Source organism: Bradyrhizobium sp. WSM1417 (genome assembly GCF_000515415.1).
Lineage (GTDB): Bacteria > Pseudomonadota > Alphaproteobacteria > Rhizobiales > Xanthobacteraceae > Bradyrhizobium.
Map to the genome: position 1 here is coordinate 1,462,265 of NZ_KI911783.1, position 19,239 is coordinate 1,481,503.

Consider the following 19,239-nt stretch of genomic DNA (forward strand, 5'->3'; position numbering starts at 1 on the left):
TTAGCCGCAATCCGCGCTCGCGTTCCCGGCCGGATGGGCTATAAGGCCCTCCGATCCCAACGAAAATCGTTCATTTTCAGCCGATGGCTCCATCGCAACAGGCGAAATCGTCCAAATCCGCCCGTGGCTTGCTGACCGGGCTGGTCGTCGGCGTCTGCCTGCTCGCTGCTGCGCCGCGCGCGCAGGCGCAGGCGCCGGCCAAGCAGCCCCCAACGGCGCCGCAAGCCTCACCTCAGGTCGCGCCGCAAGCCGCCCCGCAGGCCGTACCGGGCTTCTGGGACCCGCGGCGGCGGCCGGAGCGGCCGGACCTGTCGCGCCTGACCGTGATCCGTTTCCTGACCGAGACGGATTATCCGCCGTTCAATTACACCGGCGCCGACGGCAATCCGGCCGGCTTCAACGTCGATTTCGCACGCAGCCTGTGTGAGGAGATCAAGGTCACCTGCACGGTGCAGATGCGCCGCTTCGAGACACTGGTCGATGCACTCGCCTCCAACCGGGGCGACGCCATCATCGCCTCGATGGCGGTGAGCCCGCAGCTCCGCGCCCGGGTCGACTTCACCGATCCCTATTACCGCGTGCCGGCGCGCTTTGCTTCGCGCAAGGACGCGGTAATGCCGGAGATCCGGCCCGAATATCTCGAAGGCAAGAAGGTCGGCGTGATCGCCGGCTCCGCGCATGAAGCCTATCTCAAGGCGATGTTCACAGACGCCGAGCTGCACCCCTATCCCAACGACGACGCCATGCGCGCCGCGCTTCGCAAGGGCGAGGTCGATTTCATCTTCGGCGACGCCATCGCGCTGGCGTTCTGGATCAACGGCACCGATTCCGGCGATTGCTGCGCCTTCTCCGGTGGTCCCTTCGTCGAAAGCCGCTTCTTCGGCGAAGGCATCGGCATCGCCGTGCGCAAGGGCAACGACGTGCTGCGCCAGGCCCTGAACTGGGCGATGTTCCGCGTCTGGGAAAAGGGCCGCTACACGGATTTGTGGCTGCGGTATTTCTCGGTGAGCCCGTTTTAGCTCTTCGCCTCTCCCCGCCTGCGGGGAGAGGCCGGAATTTGCGAGAGCAAATTCCGGGTGAGGGGGAGTCTCCGCGAGTCCGTCTCTCACCGTGATTGCGGAAGCAGCCCCTCACCCCAACCCTCTCCCCGTAAGAACGGGGCGAGGGAGTAAGAGCGGCGAAGGCCGCACCACCTTTTTGCATTCTGCCCGGAAATCGCTATTTTCCGCGGCCCGGAGGCCCCTTAGATGTCCGTTATCGATCTTGCCGCGAACCCGAGCGATCTGCGTGCGCTCGCCGAACAATCCAACGCCTGGCCGTTCGAGCAGGCGAAGGCCATTGTCGCGCGGCTGAAGAAAAGCCCGAAGGACGAGGTGCTGTTCGAGACCGGCTACGGGCCATCAGGCCTGCCGCATATCGGCACCTTCGGCGAGGTCGCGCGCACCTCGATGGTGCGGCACGCCTTCCATGTGCTGACCGAGAACAGGATCAAGACGCGCCTGCTCGCGTTCTCCGACGACATGGACGGGTTTCGGAAAGTGCCCGACAACGTCCCCAACAAGGAGATGCTGGCCGCGCATCTCGGCAAGCCGCTGACCCGCGTGCCGGATCCGTTCTCCAACGAGTACCCGTCGTTCGGGCACCACAACAACGCGCGGCTGCGCGCCTTCCTCGATCATTTCGGCTTCGACTACGAATTCGCGAGCTCGACCGACTATTACACGTCCGGCCGTTTCGACGCGACGCTGCTCAAGATGCTGGCTGCCTACGACAAGGTGATGGCGATCATCCTGCCGACGCTCGGACCCGACCGCCGCGCGACCTATTCGCCGTTCCTCCCGATCAGCAAGACCACAGGCGTCGTACTCCAGGTGCCGATGATCCGCCGCGACGTTGCGGCCGGCACGGTGACCTATCTCGATCCTGATACCAACCAGGAAGTCGAGACCCCGGTCACCGGCGGCAACGTCAAGTGCCAATGGAAGGCCGATTGGGCGATGCGCTGGGTCGCGCTCGGCGTCGATTACGAGATGGCCGGCAAGGATTTGATCGACTCGGTCAAACTCTCCGGCGCGATCGCGAGGGCGCTTGGCGCCACGCCGCCCGAAGGCTTCAACTACGAGCTCTTCCTTGACGACAAGGGCCAGAAGATCTCGAAGTCGAAGGGCAACGGGCTGACCATCGACGAATGGCTGCGCTACGCCTCGCCGGAATCGCTGTCGCTGTTCATGTATCGCGAGCCGAAGGCGGCCAAGCGGCTGTATTTCGACGTCATCCCGCGCAACGTCGACGACTACCAGCAGTTCATCGACGGCTTTGCCAAGCAGGACGCCAAGCAGCAGCTCGGCAATCCGGTCTGGCATGTCCACAGCGGCCATCCGCCGAAGTTCGATATGCCCGTCACGTTCCAGCTCTTGCTGACGCTGGTGTCGTCGTCGAACGCGGAGAATGCCGAGACGTTGTGGGGTTTCATTGGCCGCTATCGACCCGGGGTGAGCCCGCAGACGCATCCCAAGCTCGATGCGATGGTCGGCTATGCCATCAATTATTATCGCGACTTCGTCGCGCCGACGAAGACATTCCGCGAGCCGACCGAGACGGAGCGCGCGGCGCTGCAGGATTTGCGGGATGCATTATCGCAGCTTCCGCAGGACGCCTCGGCCGAGGACATCCAGAACGTCGTCTACGAGATCGGCCGCCGCGAGCCGTTCCTCGACGAGGTCAAGAAGGGCAAGGACGGCCGTCCCGGCGTGACACTCGACTGGTTCAACATGCTCTACCAGGTGCTGCTCGGCCAGGAAAAGGGCCCGCGCTTCGGCTCCTTTGTCGCGGTGTATGGCGTGCAGAACGCGGTGAACATGATCGACGGCGCGCTGGCGCGGAGCGCGTGAGTCCAGCACTCACCGTCATCGTCCGCGAAGGCGGACGATCCAGTATTCCAGAGACCGCCGTGCTCAACCGAGACGCCGCGGCGTACTGGATTCCCCGCCTTCGCGGGGAATGACATCGAGCCAGATAGCTAAGTCGCAGGGTGCCGCAGCTCAGATCGACCGCAGCACGTAGCGCCGGTTGTCCTTCTGCACCGGGCGTGCGTTCATCGGGTAGAGCTTTGCGAACGCGGCGACATCGATGGCCGACACCTGGATCGGGTTGGTCAGCAGCAGCCATTCGACCACTTCTGAGCAGGGCGGCGTCGTCAGCGAGCCGGGATAGCGGAAATAGCTGAGCTTCGTGGGCAGCATGGCGTGGGGATCGATGGTCGTATCCGCCTTCACGGCGGGACCTTCGGCGGCCGGCATGGTCTTGACGATCTTGGCGAAGGCCGGGTTCGGCCTGCCCTCGGCCATCAGCACGCCGACCACGGCGAGCCCGCCGGCCTCGTTGCGATGGACGAAATGCGCCTCCATCGGAAAATTCTTGCCGCCGATCATGTGCTCGCTCGGCCGGTGGAAATGCACCTGGAGCAGCTTGTATTTGACGTCGCCGAGCGTGAGCGTGCTGCCCTCGGCGAAGTTGAGCTGGATCGTATGCCCGTTGTTGACGATGGTGTCGGTGCTCTTGCCCCAGTTCAGCTTCAGCGCAGGCAATTGCGATTTCACCGTCGCCTCGATGTCGATCGGCGATTGTTGCAGGCCGACCGCGCAGGCCTTGTTGGCCGCGTCGAGATCGCCCCATTTTGCGCCGGCGCCTTCATAGCTCCAATGCGCACCTTCGGCGGCGAAGGCCGGCTTGCAGAGCGGACAAAGCGCAAGACCCGCGAGGGCCTTCAATGCGTGACGGCGATTCATTATATTCCCCCTGACATGACTTGCTTGGCAATGAGTGGCCGCAACCTATGCGAGAGAGATGCTGAGTCGCAAGGACGCCAAGCGAGACCCGATCACTGGCTTGCCCACACGATCCGCGCGATCCAGCCGACCTCGCTCGCCGCCATCCTGCGTTCGGCCTGGGAGGCATCGAGCGGCTGCAAATCCAGAGCCTTTGCCGTGCGGCGCTTCAGCGTCGCCACCGTCAGCTCGCCCGCCTTGCTCTTCACCACGACGCGATCCCCGTTGCGGATCGGCGCGCGGGGCGCAACCAGGATGATGTCGCCGTCGCGATAGGCGGGCGCAAGCGCTTCGCCGGAAATCTGCAGCGCGAAGCTGTTGTTGTCCTCAGCGGCGGGAAGGGCAAATTCGGTCCAGCCCTTGCCGATGGGAAGGCCGGACTCGTCGAAGGCACCGCTCGCGCCCGCCAGCGCGAAGCCGAGCAGCGGCACCGAGCGGCCGCCGCCTGCCTCGTCGGCGACCAGCCTTGCAAAGGTGTCGATCGAGGAATCTGCCGCCGCCAGCGCTTTCGCGATCGATTCGGTCGAGGGCCAGCGCTCGCGGCCGTCGGAGGTGACGCGCTTGGACTTGTTGAAGGTGGTGGGATCGAGCCCGGCGCGCTTGGCGAGGCCTGACGGCGACAGGCCGGCACGCGCCGCCAGCCGATCCAGCGCGCCCCAGATCTGGTCGTGGGTGAGCATCCTCTGCGCTTTGGCCTGCCTGACCATGGAAGGTCCAGCCCGTCGCAACTCAGGAAAACTATCCTCAAATCAATCGGTTTTCCGTTTTCGGTGCAAGAGGCGGTGTCTAAGTCTTGAGTTCGGCAGGGGTGGCCTTTACGGTCCCGCCCGGGATTTAACGACCCACGAGAGACGAAAATCCCCAGGAGACTCAAAGAGCTGTCTCCAACGGGCAAACAGGGCTGCGTAAGCGGTGGTCAAGATCTACAAAATCTGTCCGGCCTCGGCCTGGCGCGAGGCGGAGCGGCAGGGTGTCTACCGCGGCAGCGCGGACGATTCGCGCGACGGATTCATCCATTTCTCGACCGCCGCCCAGGTTCCCGAGACCCTGCAGAAGCATTATGTCGGGCAGCGCGCGCTGTTCCTGGTCGAGGTCGACGGCGATGCGCTCGGCAGCGCATTGCGCTGGGAGCGTTCGCGCAATGAGGAACTGTTTCCGCATCTCTATGGCGAGCTCGATCTTGGCGCTGTGCTTGCGGTGATCAACCTCAATACGCGCTCCGACGGCGGTCACGACGTTCCGGAGCTTGCCCCGTGATCCGCGCTTTCGACGCTCTCTCGCTGCCGGTGTTGCGCTGGCTCGATCCGGAGGATGCGCATCGCCTCGCGATCCAGGGCCTCCGCTTCCTGCCGCCGGGCAAGCCGCACGCTGACGATCCCAAGCTTGCGGTGCGTGCGTTCGGGCTCAACTTCCCCAATCCGATCGGCATGGCAGCGGGTTTCGACAAGAGCGCCGAAGTACCGGATGCGCTGCTGCGGCTCGGCTTCGGCTTCGTCGAGATCGGCTCGGTGACGCCGAAACCGCAAAGCGGCAATCCGCGGCCGCGGCTGTTTCGTCTGGAGCGCGACGAGGCCGTCATCAACCGCATGGGCTTCAACAATGACGGCGCGGAGACCGCCCTGCGCCGGCTCGCGGCGCGCGCGCAGCACGGCGGCATCGTCGGCGTCAATGTCGGAGCCAACAAGGATTCGCCCGATCGCGTCAACGATTACGTCAAGCTGATCGAGACCTTTGCGCCGGTCGCGAGCTATTTCACCGTCAACGTGTCCTCGCCGAACACGCCGGGCCTGCGCAATCTGCAGGAAGGCGCGCTGCTCGACGATCTCCTCGCCAGGGTGATCGACGCGCGCCAGCGGGTGCGTGAGAGCGCCGGCGACACGCCGGTGCTGCTCAAGATCGCGCCGGATCTGAGCCTCGCCCAGCTCGACGACGTCGTGCAGGTCGCGCGCTCGCGCCGGGTCGACGGCATGATCGTGTCGAACACCACGATCGCGCGGCCGAGCACGCTGCGCGAGGAGATGCGCGCCAGGGAGCAGGGCGGCCTGTCCGGCCGGCCGCTGTTCCGGCTGTCGACGCGGATGGTTGCCGAGACCTATGTGCGCGTCGAGGGCGCATTCCCCCTGATCGGCGTCGGCGGCGTGGATTCGGGCGGCGCCGCGCTGACGAAAATCCGCGCCGGCGCGAGCCTGATCCAGCTCTATTCGTCGCTGGTCTACAAGGGCCTCGGCCTCGTCGACGAGATCAAGCGCGACCTCGCCTCGACGCTGTTGCGGACGGGGCGGGATTCTCTCTCCGAGATCGTCGGCTCCGACGCCGCCACGCTGACGGCGGAAGACTGGCCCGGGATGTAGGCGGTTTTCTTCACCTCGCCCCGCTTGCGGGGAGAGGTCGGATTGCATCGAAGATGCAATCCGGGTGAGGGGGACTCTCCGCGAGTCCCGCCCTCACCGTCCCTGCCGAGACTCCCCCTCATCCCGACCTTCTCCCCGCAAGCGGGGAGAAGGAGAAGAAAGAAACGTCTTCCTGTACAGCGCCGGATAGCGCGCCGCCTGCAAGCCGCCGCGCGAGACATAGGAGGCGATCAGCGCGCCCCACAGCCCGGCATTGCCGAACGATTGCAGCGCCCACCAGGTGCCGAGGAAGATCGCGAGCGAGGCCAGCATCAGATTGCGCATCTCGCGCGCCCAGGTCGCGCCGATATAGATGCCGTCGAAGCCGAAGGCGAACACGCCGGGAATCGGCGCGAGTACGACGAACGGCAGGAATTCCCGCGCGCCGCGACGGACGCTTTCGCTCGCCGTCATGACATCGATCAAATTCGGCCCGAACAGCGCGAACAGCGCGGACACGACCAGCGCGAAGCCGAGCCCCCATAGCAGCACCAGCCGGGTCGAATCCGCAAATCCCCTGGCGTCGCGTGCGCCGAGCGTACGGCCGCAAAGCTGCTGGGCTGCGTTGGCAACACCATCGAGGAAGAAGGCGCTGACCAGCAGAAAGTTGTTGAGCACGGAATTGGCGGCCAGCGTGACATCGCCGGCCCGCGCGCCCTTGGCGGTGAAGAACAGAAACACGGCGATCAGCGCCGCGGTGCGGATCAGGATGTCGGAGTTCACCGCCAGCAGCCGCATCAGCTTGGCCCGGTCGAACAGCTCTGCGTATGGCACAGCGAACCCACCGTCCTTATAGCGGCGGCAGACCATCATCGCGAGCCCGAATCCGGCCGCTTCAGACAGCAGCGCCGCGATCGCAGCACCCGCGATGCCGGTGTTGTAGACCAGCACCAGCAGAATCGTCGCCGCCGCGTTGACGAGATTGATGACGACCTGGAGCGCGAGCGCCGGATTGGCGCGAGCCTGGCCGACCAGCCAGCCGAGGATGACGTAATTGGCGAGCGCCAGCGGCGCCGACCAGATCCGGATCACGAAGTAGGTTTTTGCCGCGCGCGTGACGCCCTCGCTGCCGCCCATTAGGTCGAACAGCACGGCCGCCAGCGGCAGTTGCAATGCAATCAGCGCGACGCCGATCAGGCCAGCGACGATGAAGCCGCGCACCAGGATCGCGGTCAGCTCGCGCGTCTCGCCGGCGCCGAGCGCCTGCGCCGTGAAGGCGAGCGTGCTCATGCGCAGGAATCCGAACAGCCAGAACAGGCAGTCGAAGATAACGGATGCTATGGCGACGCCGCCGAGCAGCGCGGCGTCGTCCAGCCGTCCGATCGCGGTGGTCGAGACCACGCCGATCAGCGGCGTGGTGAGGTTGGCGACCATCGCGGGGCCTGCGATGGCGAAGACCTGACGGGAGCCGATCTTCAAGTGAACGGGTGCGTGCATGTCAGAACACGAGCACCATGCCGTCTTCGGCGGCGAGATGGGCGATGTCGTCGAGGCGCGACAGCACGTCTTCGCTCATATGGGTGAGCACGAGGCGTTTTGCGCCGATTTCGGGAAGGTGCTGTTCCAAGGTCTTCAGGCTGAGGTGATTCTTGACCACCTTCTCGTACATATAGGCCTCGACGATGAAAAGGTCGGCGCCATGCGCCAGCGGAATGAGCGTCTCCGTCCATTCGGTATCGGCGCTGTAGGCCAGCGTGCGGCCCTCGGCTTCGATGCGATAGGCGAGAAACGGTCCGCCGGATTCGCCGTGCACGACCCGGTAGGGCGTCACCGTCACCGCGCCGAAGCTTTGGCTCTGCTCGGGCGCGAGCTCGACGACGGACAGCTCGAAGCGCTGTTTCGTCTTCGAGGAGTGCTCGAACAGAGCCTCCATCACCGCACGCAGCCGCGTCTCGATGCCTTTCGGGCCGGCGATCGTGAGCGGCCGCGTCCGCCGCGAGAATTGCGCGTCGAGCAGGACAAACGGCAGCCCGGCAAAATGGTCGCCGTGGAAATGCGTGATCAGGATGAGATCGATCTCGTTGCGGTCGATCTCGAGCCGCTTCAGCGCCGGCAAAGCCGACGCGCCGCAATCGATCAGGAAGTTGGCTTCGCGCCCCGAGACGTGGAAGCAGGTGTTGAGCCTGCCGCCCGATCCGAAGGCGTCGCCGCAGCCGACAAAGCGCAATTGCATCGGCTGCTGGCTCCCTAGAGCATGATCCGGAAAAGTGTGAAGCGGTTTTCCGACAAGATCATGCTCAAAACTAACGGCTTACCTGCGCGGCGTGCCGAAAACGCGCATCAGCAGCCAGATCGGGATCACGATGACAGCGCCGAGCAGGAAGTAGCGCCACAGCCAGTTCACGGTGTCGAAGCCGAGATCCCACAGCCGCTGGAACAGAAGACGAATGCTGTAGATGATATTCCAAGGATCGAAGCCGATCGCCGCCAGCACGACGCCGACCAGGATCGAGAGCAGCACCAGGCGAAACGCGACCGCCAACGGCGAGCCGCCGAGAAAGCGGTGCAGGCCGTCACTGCGGCCGGCCGGCAAATCTCTGACGTCGTGGGCCATCTCAAACTCCTCAGGGGATTCGACCCTATCATAGGGCAAGGCGGGGGACATGGGGAACCCGTGAGGGGGCGTCAATCGGCTTACGGGATTTTAATGCGGGCAAGGATGCCGCGGGCTCCCTAACCTCTCCCGCGCTTGTCCGCCGAAGCCTTGGCGGAAGCGGGAGAGGGAGCGCACTCACGCCTCAATCTCCGCCGCCTCCGCTTTCAGCATCTTTTCCAGCGTTTCCAGCCGGTCGGCCTCCCGCGGCGGCTTGTCCCAGCGCAAGCGGCTGATGCGGGGAAAGCGCATCGCGACGCCGGATTTGTGCCGTGGTGAGCGCTGTAGCCCCTCGAAGGCAACCTCCAGCACCAAGCCCTTGTCCGGCTCGTGTACGACGTGGCGGACGGGGCCGAATTTTTCGGTGGTATTGCGACGCACGAAGCGGTCGATCTGGAGCAGCTCTTCGTCGGTGAAGCCGAAATAGGCTTTTCCGACCGGCACCAGCTCGTCACTGCCCGCGCCTGCGGTCCAGACGCCGAAGGTGTAGTCGGAATAGTAGGACGAGCGTTTGCCGTGGCCGCGCTGCGCATACATCAGCACGGCGTCGATGATGTGCGGATCGCGCTTCCACTTCCACCACTGTCCCTTCGGCCGTCCCGGCAGATAGAGTGCGTCGCGCCGCTTCAGCATCACGCCTTCGACGGCGTCCGCGTCTTCGCCCGCACCAGCGCTCGCGGGATCGGCGCGTGCGGCGGTCAGCGCCTCCCAGCTTGCGAAGGGCACGGTGGGCGAGAGATCGATGCGGGGATCGTCGAGCTTGCCGATAAAGGTCTCCAGCCGTTCGCGGCGCTCCGCGAACGGTAGCTCGCGCAAATCGTTCTCGTCGTCGCCGAGCAGATCGTAGGCGCGCAGATGAATTGGAAACTCCTTGATCAGCTTCGGAGACACGAGCTTGCGGTTGAGCCGCTGTTGCAGAACATTGAAACTCTGCACGCGCCCTTCGCGCAGGATCAGAAGCTCGCCGTCGATGGCGCCGGGCAGCCGCAACGATGGAACGAGATCCGGAAAGCTTCCGGTGATGTCCTCGCCAGTGCGCGAATAGAGCCGCGCGGTGATGCGGCCGTGCTCGTCGCGGCCGGCCACCGCCTGCACGCGGATGCCGTCCCATTTCCATTCGGCGATGTAGTCGGCGGGATCGAGCGCGGCGAAATCGGTGTCTTCGATCGCATGTGCCAGCATCACCGGGCGAAACGGCGCGGGATCGCGATTGACCGGCTTGTCGCCGCGGCCTTCCAGCCAGGCGAACAGGTCGAGATAGGGTGGCGCGAGACCGGGCCAGATCAGCTCGACCTCATGCGGGTCCTTGTCGCCGAGTGCCGCGGCTGCAGTCTTGGCCAGGCGCGCGGAGATGCCGATGCGCAACGCGCCGGTGACGAGCTTCAACAGCGCCCAGCGGCCAGTCTCATCTAGCTCGTCGAGCCAGCGCTCGAGCTGTTTTGGCAGCTCGGTCTTGCCGAGCGTGCGCAGGGTGGTGACGACCTCGGTGAGCGTCGGGGGCGGTGGGTTGTTGTGGACACCCACGGCCTTCGGCCACATCAGCGCGATCGTCTCGGAGAGATCGCCCACATAGTCCCAGGATAGGCCGAACAAGACCGGGTCAGTTCGCTGGGCGATAAGATCGCGCAGCAGAGAAGGTTTTGCGTGCTTGAAGCTCAGCGCGCCGGTCAGCGCGGCCAGCGCGTAGCCGCGATCGGGATCGGGGACCTCGCGAAAATAGCTGGTGATCAGCCGCAGCTTGTTGTTGCGGCCGGGCTCGTAGGCGAGGCGGTCGAGCAGTTCGGCGAAGCGGTTCATGCTTCGGCCTCGTCAGCGAGCGGCGTCTCGGTCTCCTCCTCGTCGCCGTAGCCGACCAGATCGAGCGGCCGTGCCCGCAAACCCTTGCTTTGGCACCAATGCACCAGCGCGTCTTCCTGGCCATGGGTGACCCAGATCTCGCCGGCGCCGGTCGCTGCGATCGTGGCGGTGAGGCCGTCCCAATCGGCGTGATCCGAGATCACCAGGGGCAGCTCGATGCCGCGTTGGCGCGCGCGGGCGCGCACCCGCATCCAGCCGGAGGCGAATGCCGTGACGGGATCGGGAAACCGCCGGGTCCAGAGATCGGACGTCGCAGAGGGTGGCGCCAGCGTGATGGTGCCGGCAAGCGCCGCCTTCTTCACGCCCTTCACCGGCCGCAACTCGCCGAGCTCGATTCCGCGGCTCTGATAGTAATGCGTGATCTTCTCCATCGCGCCATGCAGATAGATCGGCGCATCGTAACCCGCCTGGCGCAGCAGCGCGATCACGCGCTGCGCCTTGCCGAGCGAATAGGCGCCGACGAGATGCGCGCGCTCCGGAAACAGCGCCACCGACGCCAGCAGCTTCTTGACCTCGTCGGCGGCATCGCCATGGCGAAACACCGGCAGTCCGAACGTCGCCTCGGTGATGAAGACGTCGCAGGGCACCAGCTCGAACGGCGTGCAGGTCGGGTCAGGCGCGTCCTTGTAGTCGCCGGAGGCTACGATGCAGGTGTCCTTGCAGCTGACCGCGACCTGCGCCGAACCGAGCACATGGCCGGCCGGATGAAACTTCACGCTGACGTCGCCGAGCCGGATCTCCTCGCCATAGCGGATCGCCTGCGTCGAGCCGGCAAAATTCTCGCCATAGCGCAGCCGCATCATGTCCAGCGTTTCCTGCGTCGCCAGCACCGCGCCGTGGCCGGCGCGGGCATGGTCGGAATGGCCGTGGGTGATCACGGCCCGCTCGACCGGGCGGACAGGGTCGATATGGAAGCCGCCCGGCTTGCAGCATAGGCCGGCGGCAACTGGCAGCAGGATGTCTTGCGGACGCATGCCTGTTATATAGGTTGCGACCCCGCATCTTCGAGTCACCCGCCCACTTCGCTTCCTGGTTCCCAATGCCCCTGCGCCTGTTCCTGACCTCCGGCGATCTCGTGGCCGACCGCCGCTTCGAGTTCGCGCGCGACCTCCAGCTCAAGGGCGATCTGGCGGCCGCCGCCGACCTGCTGGAGCAGACCGTCGAGCTTGCGCCGAATTTCACCTCGGCCTGGTTCACGCTCGGCGAAATCCGCGCGCAACTCGGCGAGCGCGACAAGGCGATTGCGGCCTTTCGCAAATCGCGCGAGTCCGACCCCAGCGATCAACATGGCGCCCATTTGCATCTGATACGCCTCGGCGACGCGCAATTGTCCGAGATGCCCAAGGCCTATGTGCAGGCCTTGTTCGATCAATACGCGCCGCGCTTCGAGCACGTGCTGATCAACGATCTCGGCTATCGCGCGCCGTCGCTGATCTTCAAGGCGGTGGTGGCGGCCCGCGTCGCCGCGAAGAAGCCCGCCCTGTTCAAGCGCGCCATCGATCTCGGATGCGGGACCGGGCTTGCGGCCGCCGCCTTCGCAAAACAGGTCGACCAGTTCATTGGCATCGATCTGTCGCCCGGCATGGTCAAGGAGGCACGCGCAACCGGGCTCTATGCCGAGCTCGAGGTCGCCGACATGATCGAAGGCCTGCGCAGCAGGAGCGATGCGAGCACGAACCTCGTCGTCGCTGCCGATGCGTTCGTCTATCTCCCCGATCTCGCCCCGGTGCTCGGTGAAGCCAGGCGCGTGCTCGCGCCCGGCGGCGTGCTTGCGTTCACGCTGGAGACCCATGACGGCAGGGGCATCGTTCTCGGCGAAGGCCTGCGCTATGCCCATTCGGCGGAATATGTGCGCGATGCGATGGCGCAGGCCGGCCTCAAGCTCCTCACATTGGAGCAGGCCTCGCCACGCACCGAGAACAACGAGCCGGTGCGCGGCCTCGTCGTGGTCGCCGAGAAAACTTGAGTCTAGGCGCTATATGCGGCGCTTTAAGCGTCATTGCGTCGCAAAGCCGTGACTTCCCACTTGCGAGCCGTGCAGCGATGCCAGCACAATGCGCGCACCAGGGAGAAACGAATAATGACGAAGAATCCATCGCGGCGCGATTTCAGCGCCGCCGCGCTCGCCACCATCGCGGCATCCACCTTGCCCGCGCCCTCCGTCTGGGCGGCGGAGAAGAAATACGATGCGGGGGCCAGCGACACCGAGATCAAGATCGGGCAGACCGTGCCGCATTCCGGCCCCGGCTCGCTCTACGGCGTGCTCGGGCGCATCGGCGAAGCCTATTTCCAGATGCTGAACGAGAAGGGCGGCATCAACGGACGCAAGGTCAAATTCCTCACCATGGACGATGCCTACAGCGCGCCGAAATGCGTCGAGGCGACGCGGCGCCTGGTCGAGCAGGAGGAGGTGCTCGCGCTCTACGGCTCGCTCGGCACCGCGCCGCAGACCGCCGTGCACAAATACCTAAACTCGAAGGGCGTGCCGCAGCTGCTGCTGAACACCGGCGCGTCGAAGTGGAATAACCCGAAAGAGTTCAAATGGACGATGGCGGGCCTGCCGCTCTATCCGACCGAAGCGCGCATCCTGGCACGGCACGTCGTCAGCGTGAAACCGAACGCGAAGGTCGGCATCCTCTACCAGAACGACGATTTCGGCCGCGATTTCCTCGGCCCCTTCAAGAAGGTTCTGGAAGATGCCGGCGGCACTGCCAAGGTGATCATGGAGCAGACCTACGATCTGACCGATCCGACCGTCGATTCCCAGCTCATCAACCTCTCGAAATCGGGCGCGGACGTCTTCTACAACATCTCCACCGGCAAGGCGTCGTCGCAGTCGATCCGGAAAGTGGCCGAGCTCGGCTGGAAGCCGCTGCAGCTGTTGTCGGCCGGCTCGACCGGCCGCTCGATCCTCAATGCCGCGGGCCTCGAGAACGCCGCCGGCATCGTCGCCATCCGCTACAACAAGGAAGTCGGCCTGCCCAAATGGGAGAAGGACCCCGACGTGATGGCGTTCGAGGAGCTGCGCAAGAAGTACACGCCGGCGATCGATCAGGACAACACCATCGCCTTCGCCGGCTACGGCCAAGCCGTCACCATGGGCGAGATCCTGCGCCGCTGCGGCGACGAGCTTACCCGCGCCAACGTGCTGAAGCAGGCCTCCAACCTCAAAGGCTTCCACTCGCCTTATTTCCTCGACGGCGTCACCTACGACTACACGCCTGACGATTACACGCCGATGAAGACGCTCTTCATCTCCACCTTTACCGGCAAGGACTGGGACATCTCCGACAAGCCGATGTCGGAGTAGAGGGCGCACCGCTGTCTCTTCCTCTCTCCCCGGCGGGGAGAGGGGAAGTACACCCCCTCGACGAACCCACCCCCACGGCTTACCTGTGATGCCGTGCCGCCCCGCATCCGCAAAATCCCGGCCGCGCCTGCCGCGCTGCTGCCCGACCACTTCAAGGCGTGGTTCGCCGCCCGCGGCTGGACGCCGCGTGCGCATCAATTGGCGCTGCTGGAGAAGGCGCGCGAGGACCGGTCCGCACTGCTGATCGCGCCCACCGGCGCCGGCAAGACGCTGGCGGGATTTCTGCCGACGCTGTTGGAGCTGAGTTCTGCGCCCAAAGCTTCGGCGAAATCGGTGATCTCCACCGGCCGCAGCCTGCAACGGACCGGCGGCCTGCACACCCTCTACATCTCGCCGCTCAAGGCGCTCGCCGTCGATATCGCGCGCAACCTCGAGCGTCCCGTCGCGGAGATGGGGCTGCCGATCAAGATCGAGACGCGCACCGGCGACACCCCAACATCGCGGCGGCAGCGGCAGCGGCGCTATCCGCCGGACATTTTGCTGACGACACCGGAACAGCTCGCGCTGCTGCTGTCCTCCGACGACGCGCCGTTCCTGTTCTCCTCCTTGAAGCGCATCGTGCTCGACGAGCTGCATGCGCTGGTGACGTCCAAGCGCGGTGATCTTCTGTCTCTTGGGCTCGCGCGGCTGTGGCGATTGGCGCCGCAGATGCGCGCCATCGGCCTGTCGGCGACCGTGGCCGAGCCGGAATCGCTGGCGCGCTTCCTGGTGCCGCAGCCCGGCGGCAAGGAAGCGGCGGCCGACATCGTCATCGCCGGTGGCGCGGCAGCGCCGCTGGTTGAGATGATGGACACGCGCGAGCGCCTGCCCTGGGCCGGCCACAGTGCGCGTCATGCGCTTCCCGAGATCTACGAGCTGATCAAGGCCAACAAGACCACGCTTGTTTTCGTCAACACCCGCAGCCAGGCGGAGATGCTGTTCCAGAATCTCTGGAGCATGAACGACGACAACCTTGCCATCGCGCTGCATCACGGCTCGCTCGACGTCGCCCAGCGCCGCAAGGTCGAGGACGCGATGTCGGCGGGCAAACTGCGTGGCGTGGTCTGTACCTCCTCGCTCGATCTCGGCGTCGACTGGGGCGACGTCGACCTCGTCGTCAATATCGGCGCGCCCAAGGGTTCCTCGCGCCTGATGCAGCGCATCGGCCGCGCCAATCACCGGCTCGACGAAGCCTCACGCGCGGTGCTGGTGCCGGCGAACCGCTTCGAGGTGCTGGAGTGCCGCGTCGCGATCGACGCCATCGCCGAGAATGCGCAGGACACGCCGCCGCTGCGGATCGGGGCGCTCGACGTGCTGGCCCAGCACGTGCTCGGCTGCGCCTGCGGCGAGCCGTTTTTCTCCGACGAACTCTACGACGAGGTGCGCACCGCCGCGCCCTACGCCGATCTCACGCGGCAGGATTTCGACGACGTGGTCGATTTCGTCGCCTCCGGCGGCTACGCGCTGAAGACCTATGAGCGCTTCGCCCGCATCAAGCAGGACAAGGAGGGGCGCTGGCGCGTCGCCAATCCCAGGGTGCGGCAGAGCTACCGCATGAATGTCGGCACCATCGTCGAGGACGACATGCTGAAGGTGCGGCTGGTGCGATCGCGCGGCGGCGGGGCGGGGTCGACAGGCGTGATCTCGCGCGGCGGCAGGCTGCTCGGCGAGATCGAGGAAGCCTTCATCGAGGGCCTCAGCCCGGGCGACACCTTCGTATTCTCGGGCGAGGTGGTGCGCTACGAAACCCTGGTCGAGGACCAGGTCTATGTCTCGCGCGCCAACGACAAGGACCCGAAAGTGCCGTCCTACATGGGCGGCAAGTTTCCGTTGTCGACATATCTTGCCGAACGCGTTCGCCGCTTGCTCAACGACGGGCGCGCGTGGGGCGCCTTGCCGGAGCAGGTGCGCGACTGGCTGTCACTGCAAAAGGACGTCTCGCGCGTGCCGGCGGTGCGCGAGCTGCTGGTCGAGAGTTTTCCCCGCGCCAACAAGCATTACATCGTCTGCTATCCCTTCGAAGGCCGTCTCGCGCACCAGACGCTCGGCATGCTCTTGACGCGGCGGCTGGAGCGCGCCCGCGCCCGGCCGCTCGGTTTCGTCGCCAACGAATATGCGATCGCGGTCTGGGCGCTCGGCGACATGTCCTCCATGATCCGGGACGGCAGGATCGACCTCGACGCGCTGTTCGATCCCGACATGCTCGGCGACGATCTCGAAGCCTGGCTCGCCGAATCAGCGCTGATGAAGCGCACCTTCCGCAATTGCGCGATCATCTCCGGCCTGATCGCGCGCCGTCATACCGGCGAGGAGAAGAGCCGCCGCCAGGTGCTGTTCTCGACCGATCTCGTCTACGACGTCTTGCGCAAGCACCAGGCCGATCACGTGCTGCTGCGCGCCGCGCGGGCCGATGCCGCCACTGGCCTGCTCGATCTGCGCCGCCTCAGCGACATGCTCACCCGCATCCAGGGCCGCATCACGCATCGGGAACTCGACCGCGTCTCGCCGCTGGCCGTCCCCGTGATGCTGGAAATCGGCCGCGAGTCAGTCTATGGCGAAGCTGGAGACGAGCTCCTGGCGGAGGCCGCCGACGAGCTCGTCAAAGAGGCGATGGGATAACAGCAGGTTTTGACGTGACGGCAGGCGCGCTGGGTTCAGGGGATATCGAGGACATGCGCGTTTCGAATGTCAGCATCAGCAGCGTGACGTTCGCGGCCGATCTTTCCGGCGCGCTGTTCTGGGAAGAGCAGCGCCTGCTCGTCGTTTCCGATCTGCATCTGGAAAAAGGTTCCAGCTTCGCCATGCGCGGCGTGCTGCTGCCGCCTTACGACACCATCGCGACGCTTGGCCGGCTCGCTGCTGTCATCTCCCGCCATAATCCGCGCGTGGTCATCGCGCTCGGCGACAGTTTTCACGATCGCACCGCGCATGGACGGCTGTCGGCGGAGGATCGCGACGCGGTCGCCGCCTTGCAGGCCGGCCGCGACTGGATCTGGATCTCAGGCAATCACGATCCGGCGCTGCCGCGTGATATCGGCGGCACCGTCGCCGACGAAGTCGCGATCGGTCCGCTCACTTTCCGCCACGAGCCGACCGGCGCGAGCGGCGAGATCGCCGGCCATCTCCATCCCAAGGCCCGCGTCTCCGCGCGCGGCCGCTCGATGGAGCGCCGCTGTTTCGCCTGTGACGGGATGCGCGCCGTGATGCCCGCCTTCGGCGCCTATGCCGGCGGCCTCAGCATCCGCGATGTTGCGTTTGCAAAGATCTTTCCAAAGAACGGTTTTGTCGCGCATCTGCTCGGCGACCGCCGCGTCCACGCGATCGCCGCGTCGCGGTGCAGCTAAGCCGCCTTCGCCTGCACATCGTCGCAAAACTCCGCGAGTCGATCCGCCAGCCGCAGCGTCGCGGGGCTTGCGCCGGGCGCAGCCATCAACGCGACTTCGGTCCGGTTGATCGGCGCAAAGCCGTCCTTCGCCGTCAGCACGCGATGGTCGGACTGGATCGCCATCTCCGACAGGATGCTCAAGCCCATGCCGGCGGCGACCGCGGCCTGGATGCCGGCGAGGCTCGATGAGGTATAGGACATGTGCCAGATGCGGCCCGCGCTTTCCAGCGCATGAATGGCGCCGGCGCGGTAGAGGCAGCCGAGCGGAAAGCCGATCAACGGCACGGAGGCGACATCGGCGTGGATCGGATGGCTCTTGCTGGTCACCCAGTGCACCTGCTCTGGCCACACCGCAATCGCGCCCTTCGCGCCGGCCTCGCGCTTGTAAAGCGCCAGGTCGAGCTCGCCGCGATCGAGGTCGCGCGACAGGTTCTTGCTCTGATCGGCGCGCACATCGAGCCGCAGGCCCGGATGCGAGCGCGAGAAGGCGCCGAGCAGTTTCGCCAGCCGATACGCCGCAAAATCCTCGGGGATGCCGAGCCGGATCGCGCCTTCGCCGTCGGGCTGGCGCAGCACGTCGCGGGCCTCTTCCGCAAGCGACAACAGCCGCCGCGCATAGGACAGCAGCCGTTCGCCGGCTTCGGTCGGGCGTACGTCCTTGCCGTCGCGATGCAGCAGCACCTGGCCGACATCCTCCTCCAGCCGCTTGATCTGCTGGCTGACGGTCGATTGCGTGCGATGGACGCGCTCGCTGGCGCGCGTGAAGCCGCCGGCATCGACCACCGAGACGAAGCTGCGCAGGAGCTCCAGATCGAGCATGGCCGTCTCCATTTAAAAATCCACTGGCTGGAAGTTAATCATTTAATTTCCAAATGACAAGCCGGCTCCCTAGATCAAGGGCTCAGGAGAATGTCCCTCATGTCGCTCGCCCCCTCGCTTGCCGTTCCCCGCAGCCGCTTCAACACGCTGCCGCTTGCGATCGGCCTGTTCTGCCTGCTCTGGAGCTACGCCTTCGTCGCCGGCAAAATCGGCGTCACCCATTGCCCGCCGCTGATCCTGCTCGCCGCGCGCTTCTCGCTCGCCGGCATTTTGATTCTCGGTGCCACGCTGGCCCGCGGCGACGACTGGTCGCTGTCCTGGCGCGATGCCGCGATCTTCGCCGTGCTCGGCGTCGCCAACAACGCGCTCTATCTCGGCCTCGGCTACACCGGGCTGCAATCGGTTTCCGCCGGCCTCGGCGGCCTGATCGTGTCGGCCAATCCAGTGTTCACGGCGGGGTTCGCCGCGCTGCTGCTCGGCGAAGGCATGACCTGGCGCAAGGCGAGCGGCCTCCTGCTCGGGATCATCGGCGTGACCTTGGTCGTCTGGCACCGCCTGTCGGTCGGCACCGACTCGCTGCACGGCATCGTGTTCACGCTGGCCTCGCTCGCCTCCCTCGTCGCCGGCACCATTTTGTTCAAGCTGCTTGCGCCCAAGGGCTCGCTGTGGATCGGCAATGGCGTGCAGAATCTCGCCGCCGGCATCGTGCTGACGCCGGTCGCGCTGACCTTCGCCGACGTCCATGCCATCGACGTCACGCCGGGCCTGATCGGCGCCTTCGCCTTCCTCGTGCTCGGCGGCTCAATCCTCGCCTACTGGCTCTGGTTTCATCTCCTGAAAGTGTGTGGCGCGACGGCTGCCAGTGCCTATCATTTCCTGATGCCGCCGCTCGGAATGCTTTTCGCGTATCTGGTGCTCGGCGAGCATGTCGAGGCGCGCGATCTACTCGGCATCATCCCGGTCGCACTCGGCATCTATCTAGTGACGCGGCCCGCCAAGTCCGTCTCGTAACAAGTCCG

At 65.5% G+C, this 19,239-nt stretch carries 17 protein-coding genes; 9 read left to right on the forward strand and 8 right to left on the reverse strand.

The window, feature by feature from the left end; genetic code table 11:
- The first annotated feature begins 83 nt into the window (after positions 1-83).
- Together BRA1417_RS0107080 and BRA1417_RS0107085 are read left to right on the forward strand one after the other, a co-directional pair.
- Entirely contained in the window at positions 84-1,019 is a 936-nt protein-coding gene (locus tag BRA1417_RS0107080; protein ID WP_027515233.1) for a transporter substrate-binding domain-containing protein, read from the forward strand.
- 228 nt (positions 1,020-1,247) lie between these two features.
- A complete protein-coding gene (locus tag BRA1417_RS0107085) occupies positions 1,248-2,891 on the forward strand; it encodes a lysine--tRNA ligase (RefSeq protein WP_027515234.1) in 1,644 nt (547 codons plus the stop codon).
- 150 nt (positions 2,892-3,041) lie between these two features.
- Here the strand turns inward: BRA1417_RS0107085 and BRA1417_RS0107090 are convergent, their stop codons facing one another.
- Both BRA1417_RS0107090 and BRA1417_RS0107095 read right to left on the reverse strand, forming a co-directional pair.
- Positions 3,042-3,788 (reverse strand): carbonic anhydrase, encoded by a 747-nt coding sequence (locus BRA1417_RS0107090; protein WP_027515235.1) that lies wholly within the window; start codon positions 3,786-3,788, stop codon positions 3,042-3,044.
- Positions 3,789-3,880: 92 nt separating this feature from the next.
- Positions 3,881-4,534: a helix-turn-helix transcriptional regulator gene (locus BRA1417_RS0107095; protein WP_027515236.1), complete on the reverse strand. Its 654-nt coding sequence runs from the start codon at positions 4,532-4,534 to the stop codon at positions 3,881-3,883.
- A gap of 205 nt (positions 4,535-4,739) precedes the next feature.
- On the opposite strand from BRA1417_RS0107095, the gene BRA1417_RS0107100 reads away from it, so the two are divergent.
- Entirely contained in the window at positions 4,740-5,084 is a 345-nt protein-coding gene (locus BRA1417_RS0107100) for a DUF952 domain-containing protein (RefSeq protein WP_027515237.1), read from the forward strand.
- Positions 5,081-6,178: a quinone-dependent dihydroorotate dehydrogenase gene (locus BRA1417_RS0107105; protein ID WP_027515238.1), complete on the forward strand. Its 1,098-nt coding sequence runs from the start codon at positions 5,081-5,083 to the stop codon at positions 6,176-6,178. The genes BRA1417_RS0107100 and BRA1417_RS0107105 overlap by 4 nt, the downstream gene beginning before the upstream one ends.
- A 93-nt stretch (positions 6,179-6,271) precedes the next feature.
- On the opposite strand, the gene BRA1417_RS0107110 is transcribed toward BRA1417_RS0107105, so the two are convergent.
- The 5 genes from BRA1417_RS0107110 to BRA1417_RS0107130 form a co-directional block, all read right to left on the reverse strand.
- Entirely contained in the window at positions 6,272-7,654 is a 1,383-nt protein-coding gene (locus BRA1417_RS0107110) for an MATE family efflux transporter (protein ID WP_027515239.1), read from the reverse strand.
- A gap of 1 nt (position 7,655) precedes the next feature.
- Positions 7,656-8,390, reverse strand: coding sequence for an MBL fold metallo-hydrolase (locus BRA1417_RS0107115; protein WP_027515240.1), 735 nt, complete (start codon positions 8,388-8,390; stop codon positions 7,656-7,658).
- Between the two features lie 78 nt (positions 8,391-8,468).
- Positions 8,469-8,771 (reverse strand): DUF6460 domain-containing protein, encoded by a 303-nt coding sequence (locus BRA1417_RS0107120; protein ID WP_027515241.1) that lies wholly within the window; start codon positions 8,769-8,771, stop codon positions 8,469-8,471.
- Between the two features lie 177 nt (positions 8,772-8,948).
- A complete protein-coding gene (locus BRA1417_RS0107125; RefSeq protein ID WP_027515242.1) occupies positions 8,949-10,607 on the reverse strand; it encodes a cisplatin damage response ATP-dependent DNA ligase in 1,659 nt (552 codons plus the stop codon).
- Positions 10,604-11,641, reverse strand: coding sequence for a ligase-associated DNA damage response exonuclease (locus tag BRA1417_RS0107130; protein WP_035968373.1), 1,038 nt, complete (start codon positions 11,639-11,641; stop codon positions 10,604-10,606). The genes BRA1417_RS0107125 and BRA1417_RS0107130 overlap by 4 nt, the downstream gene beginning before the upstream one ends.
- Positions 11,642-11,706: 65 nt before the next feature.
- Between BRA1417_RS0107130 and BRA1417_RS0107135 the strand changes: the two genes are divergently transcribed.
- From BRA1417_RS0107135 to pdeM, 4 genes are all read left to right on the forward strand, one after another.
- Positions 11,707-12,633, forward strand: coding sequence for a methyltransferase domain-containing protein (locus BRA1417_RS0107135; RefSeq protein ID WP_027515244.1), 927 nt, complete (start codon positions 11,707-11,709; stop codon positions 12,631-12,633).
- Between the two features lie 114 nt (positions 12,634-12,747).
- Entirely contained in the window at positions 12,748-13,977 is a 1,230-nt protein-coding gene (locus BRA1417_RS0107140) for an ABC transporter substrate-binding protein (RefSeq protein ID WP_027515245.1), read from the forward strand.
- Positions 13,978-14,070: 93 nt separating this feature from the next.
- Positions 14,071-16,635, forward strand: coding sequence for a ligase-associated DNA damage response DEXH box helicase (locus BRA1417_RS0107145; RefSeq protein ID WP_027515246.1), 2,565 nt, complete (start codon positions 14,071-14,073; stop codon positions 16,633-16,635).
- A gap of 53 nt (positions 16,636-16,688) precedes the next feature.
- The gene (pdeM, locus tag BRA1417_RS0107150; protein ID WP_051448279.1) at positions 16,689-17,360 is read left to right on the forward strand and encodes a ligase-associated DNA damage response endonuclease PdeM; all 672 of its coding nucleotides are present in this window, start codon (positions 16,689-16,691) and stop codon (positions 17,358-17,360) included.
- Here pdeM and BRA1417_RS0107155 read toward each other — a convergent pair.
- On the reverse strand, positions 17,357-18,220 hold the full coding sequence (locus BRA1417_RS0107155; protein ID WP_027515248.1) for a LysR family transcriptional regulator: 864 nt from the start codon (positions 18,218-18,220) through the stop codon (positions 17,357-17,359). The genes pdeM and BRA1417_RS0107155 overlap by 4 nt on opposite strands.
- 99 nt (positions 18,221-18,319) lie before the next feature.
- Between BRA1417_RS0107155 and BRA1417_RS0107160 the strand changes: the two genes are divergently transcribed.
- The gene (locus tag BRA1417_RS0107160; protein WP_027515249.1) at positions 18,320-19,231 is read left to right on the forward strand and encodes a DMT family transporter; all 912 of its coding nucleotides are present in this window, start codon (positions 18,320-18,322) and stop codon (positions 19,229-19,231) included.
- The last annotated feature ends 8 nt before the right edge of the window (positions 19,232-19,239 follow it).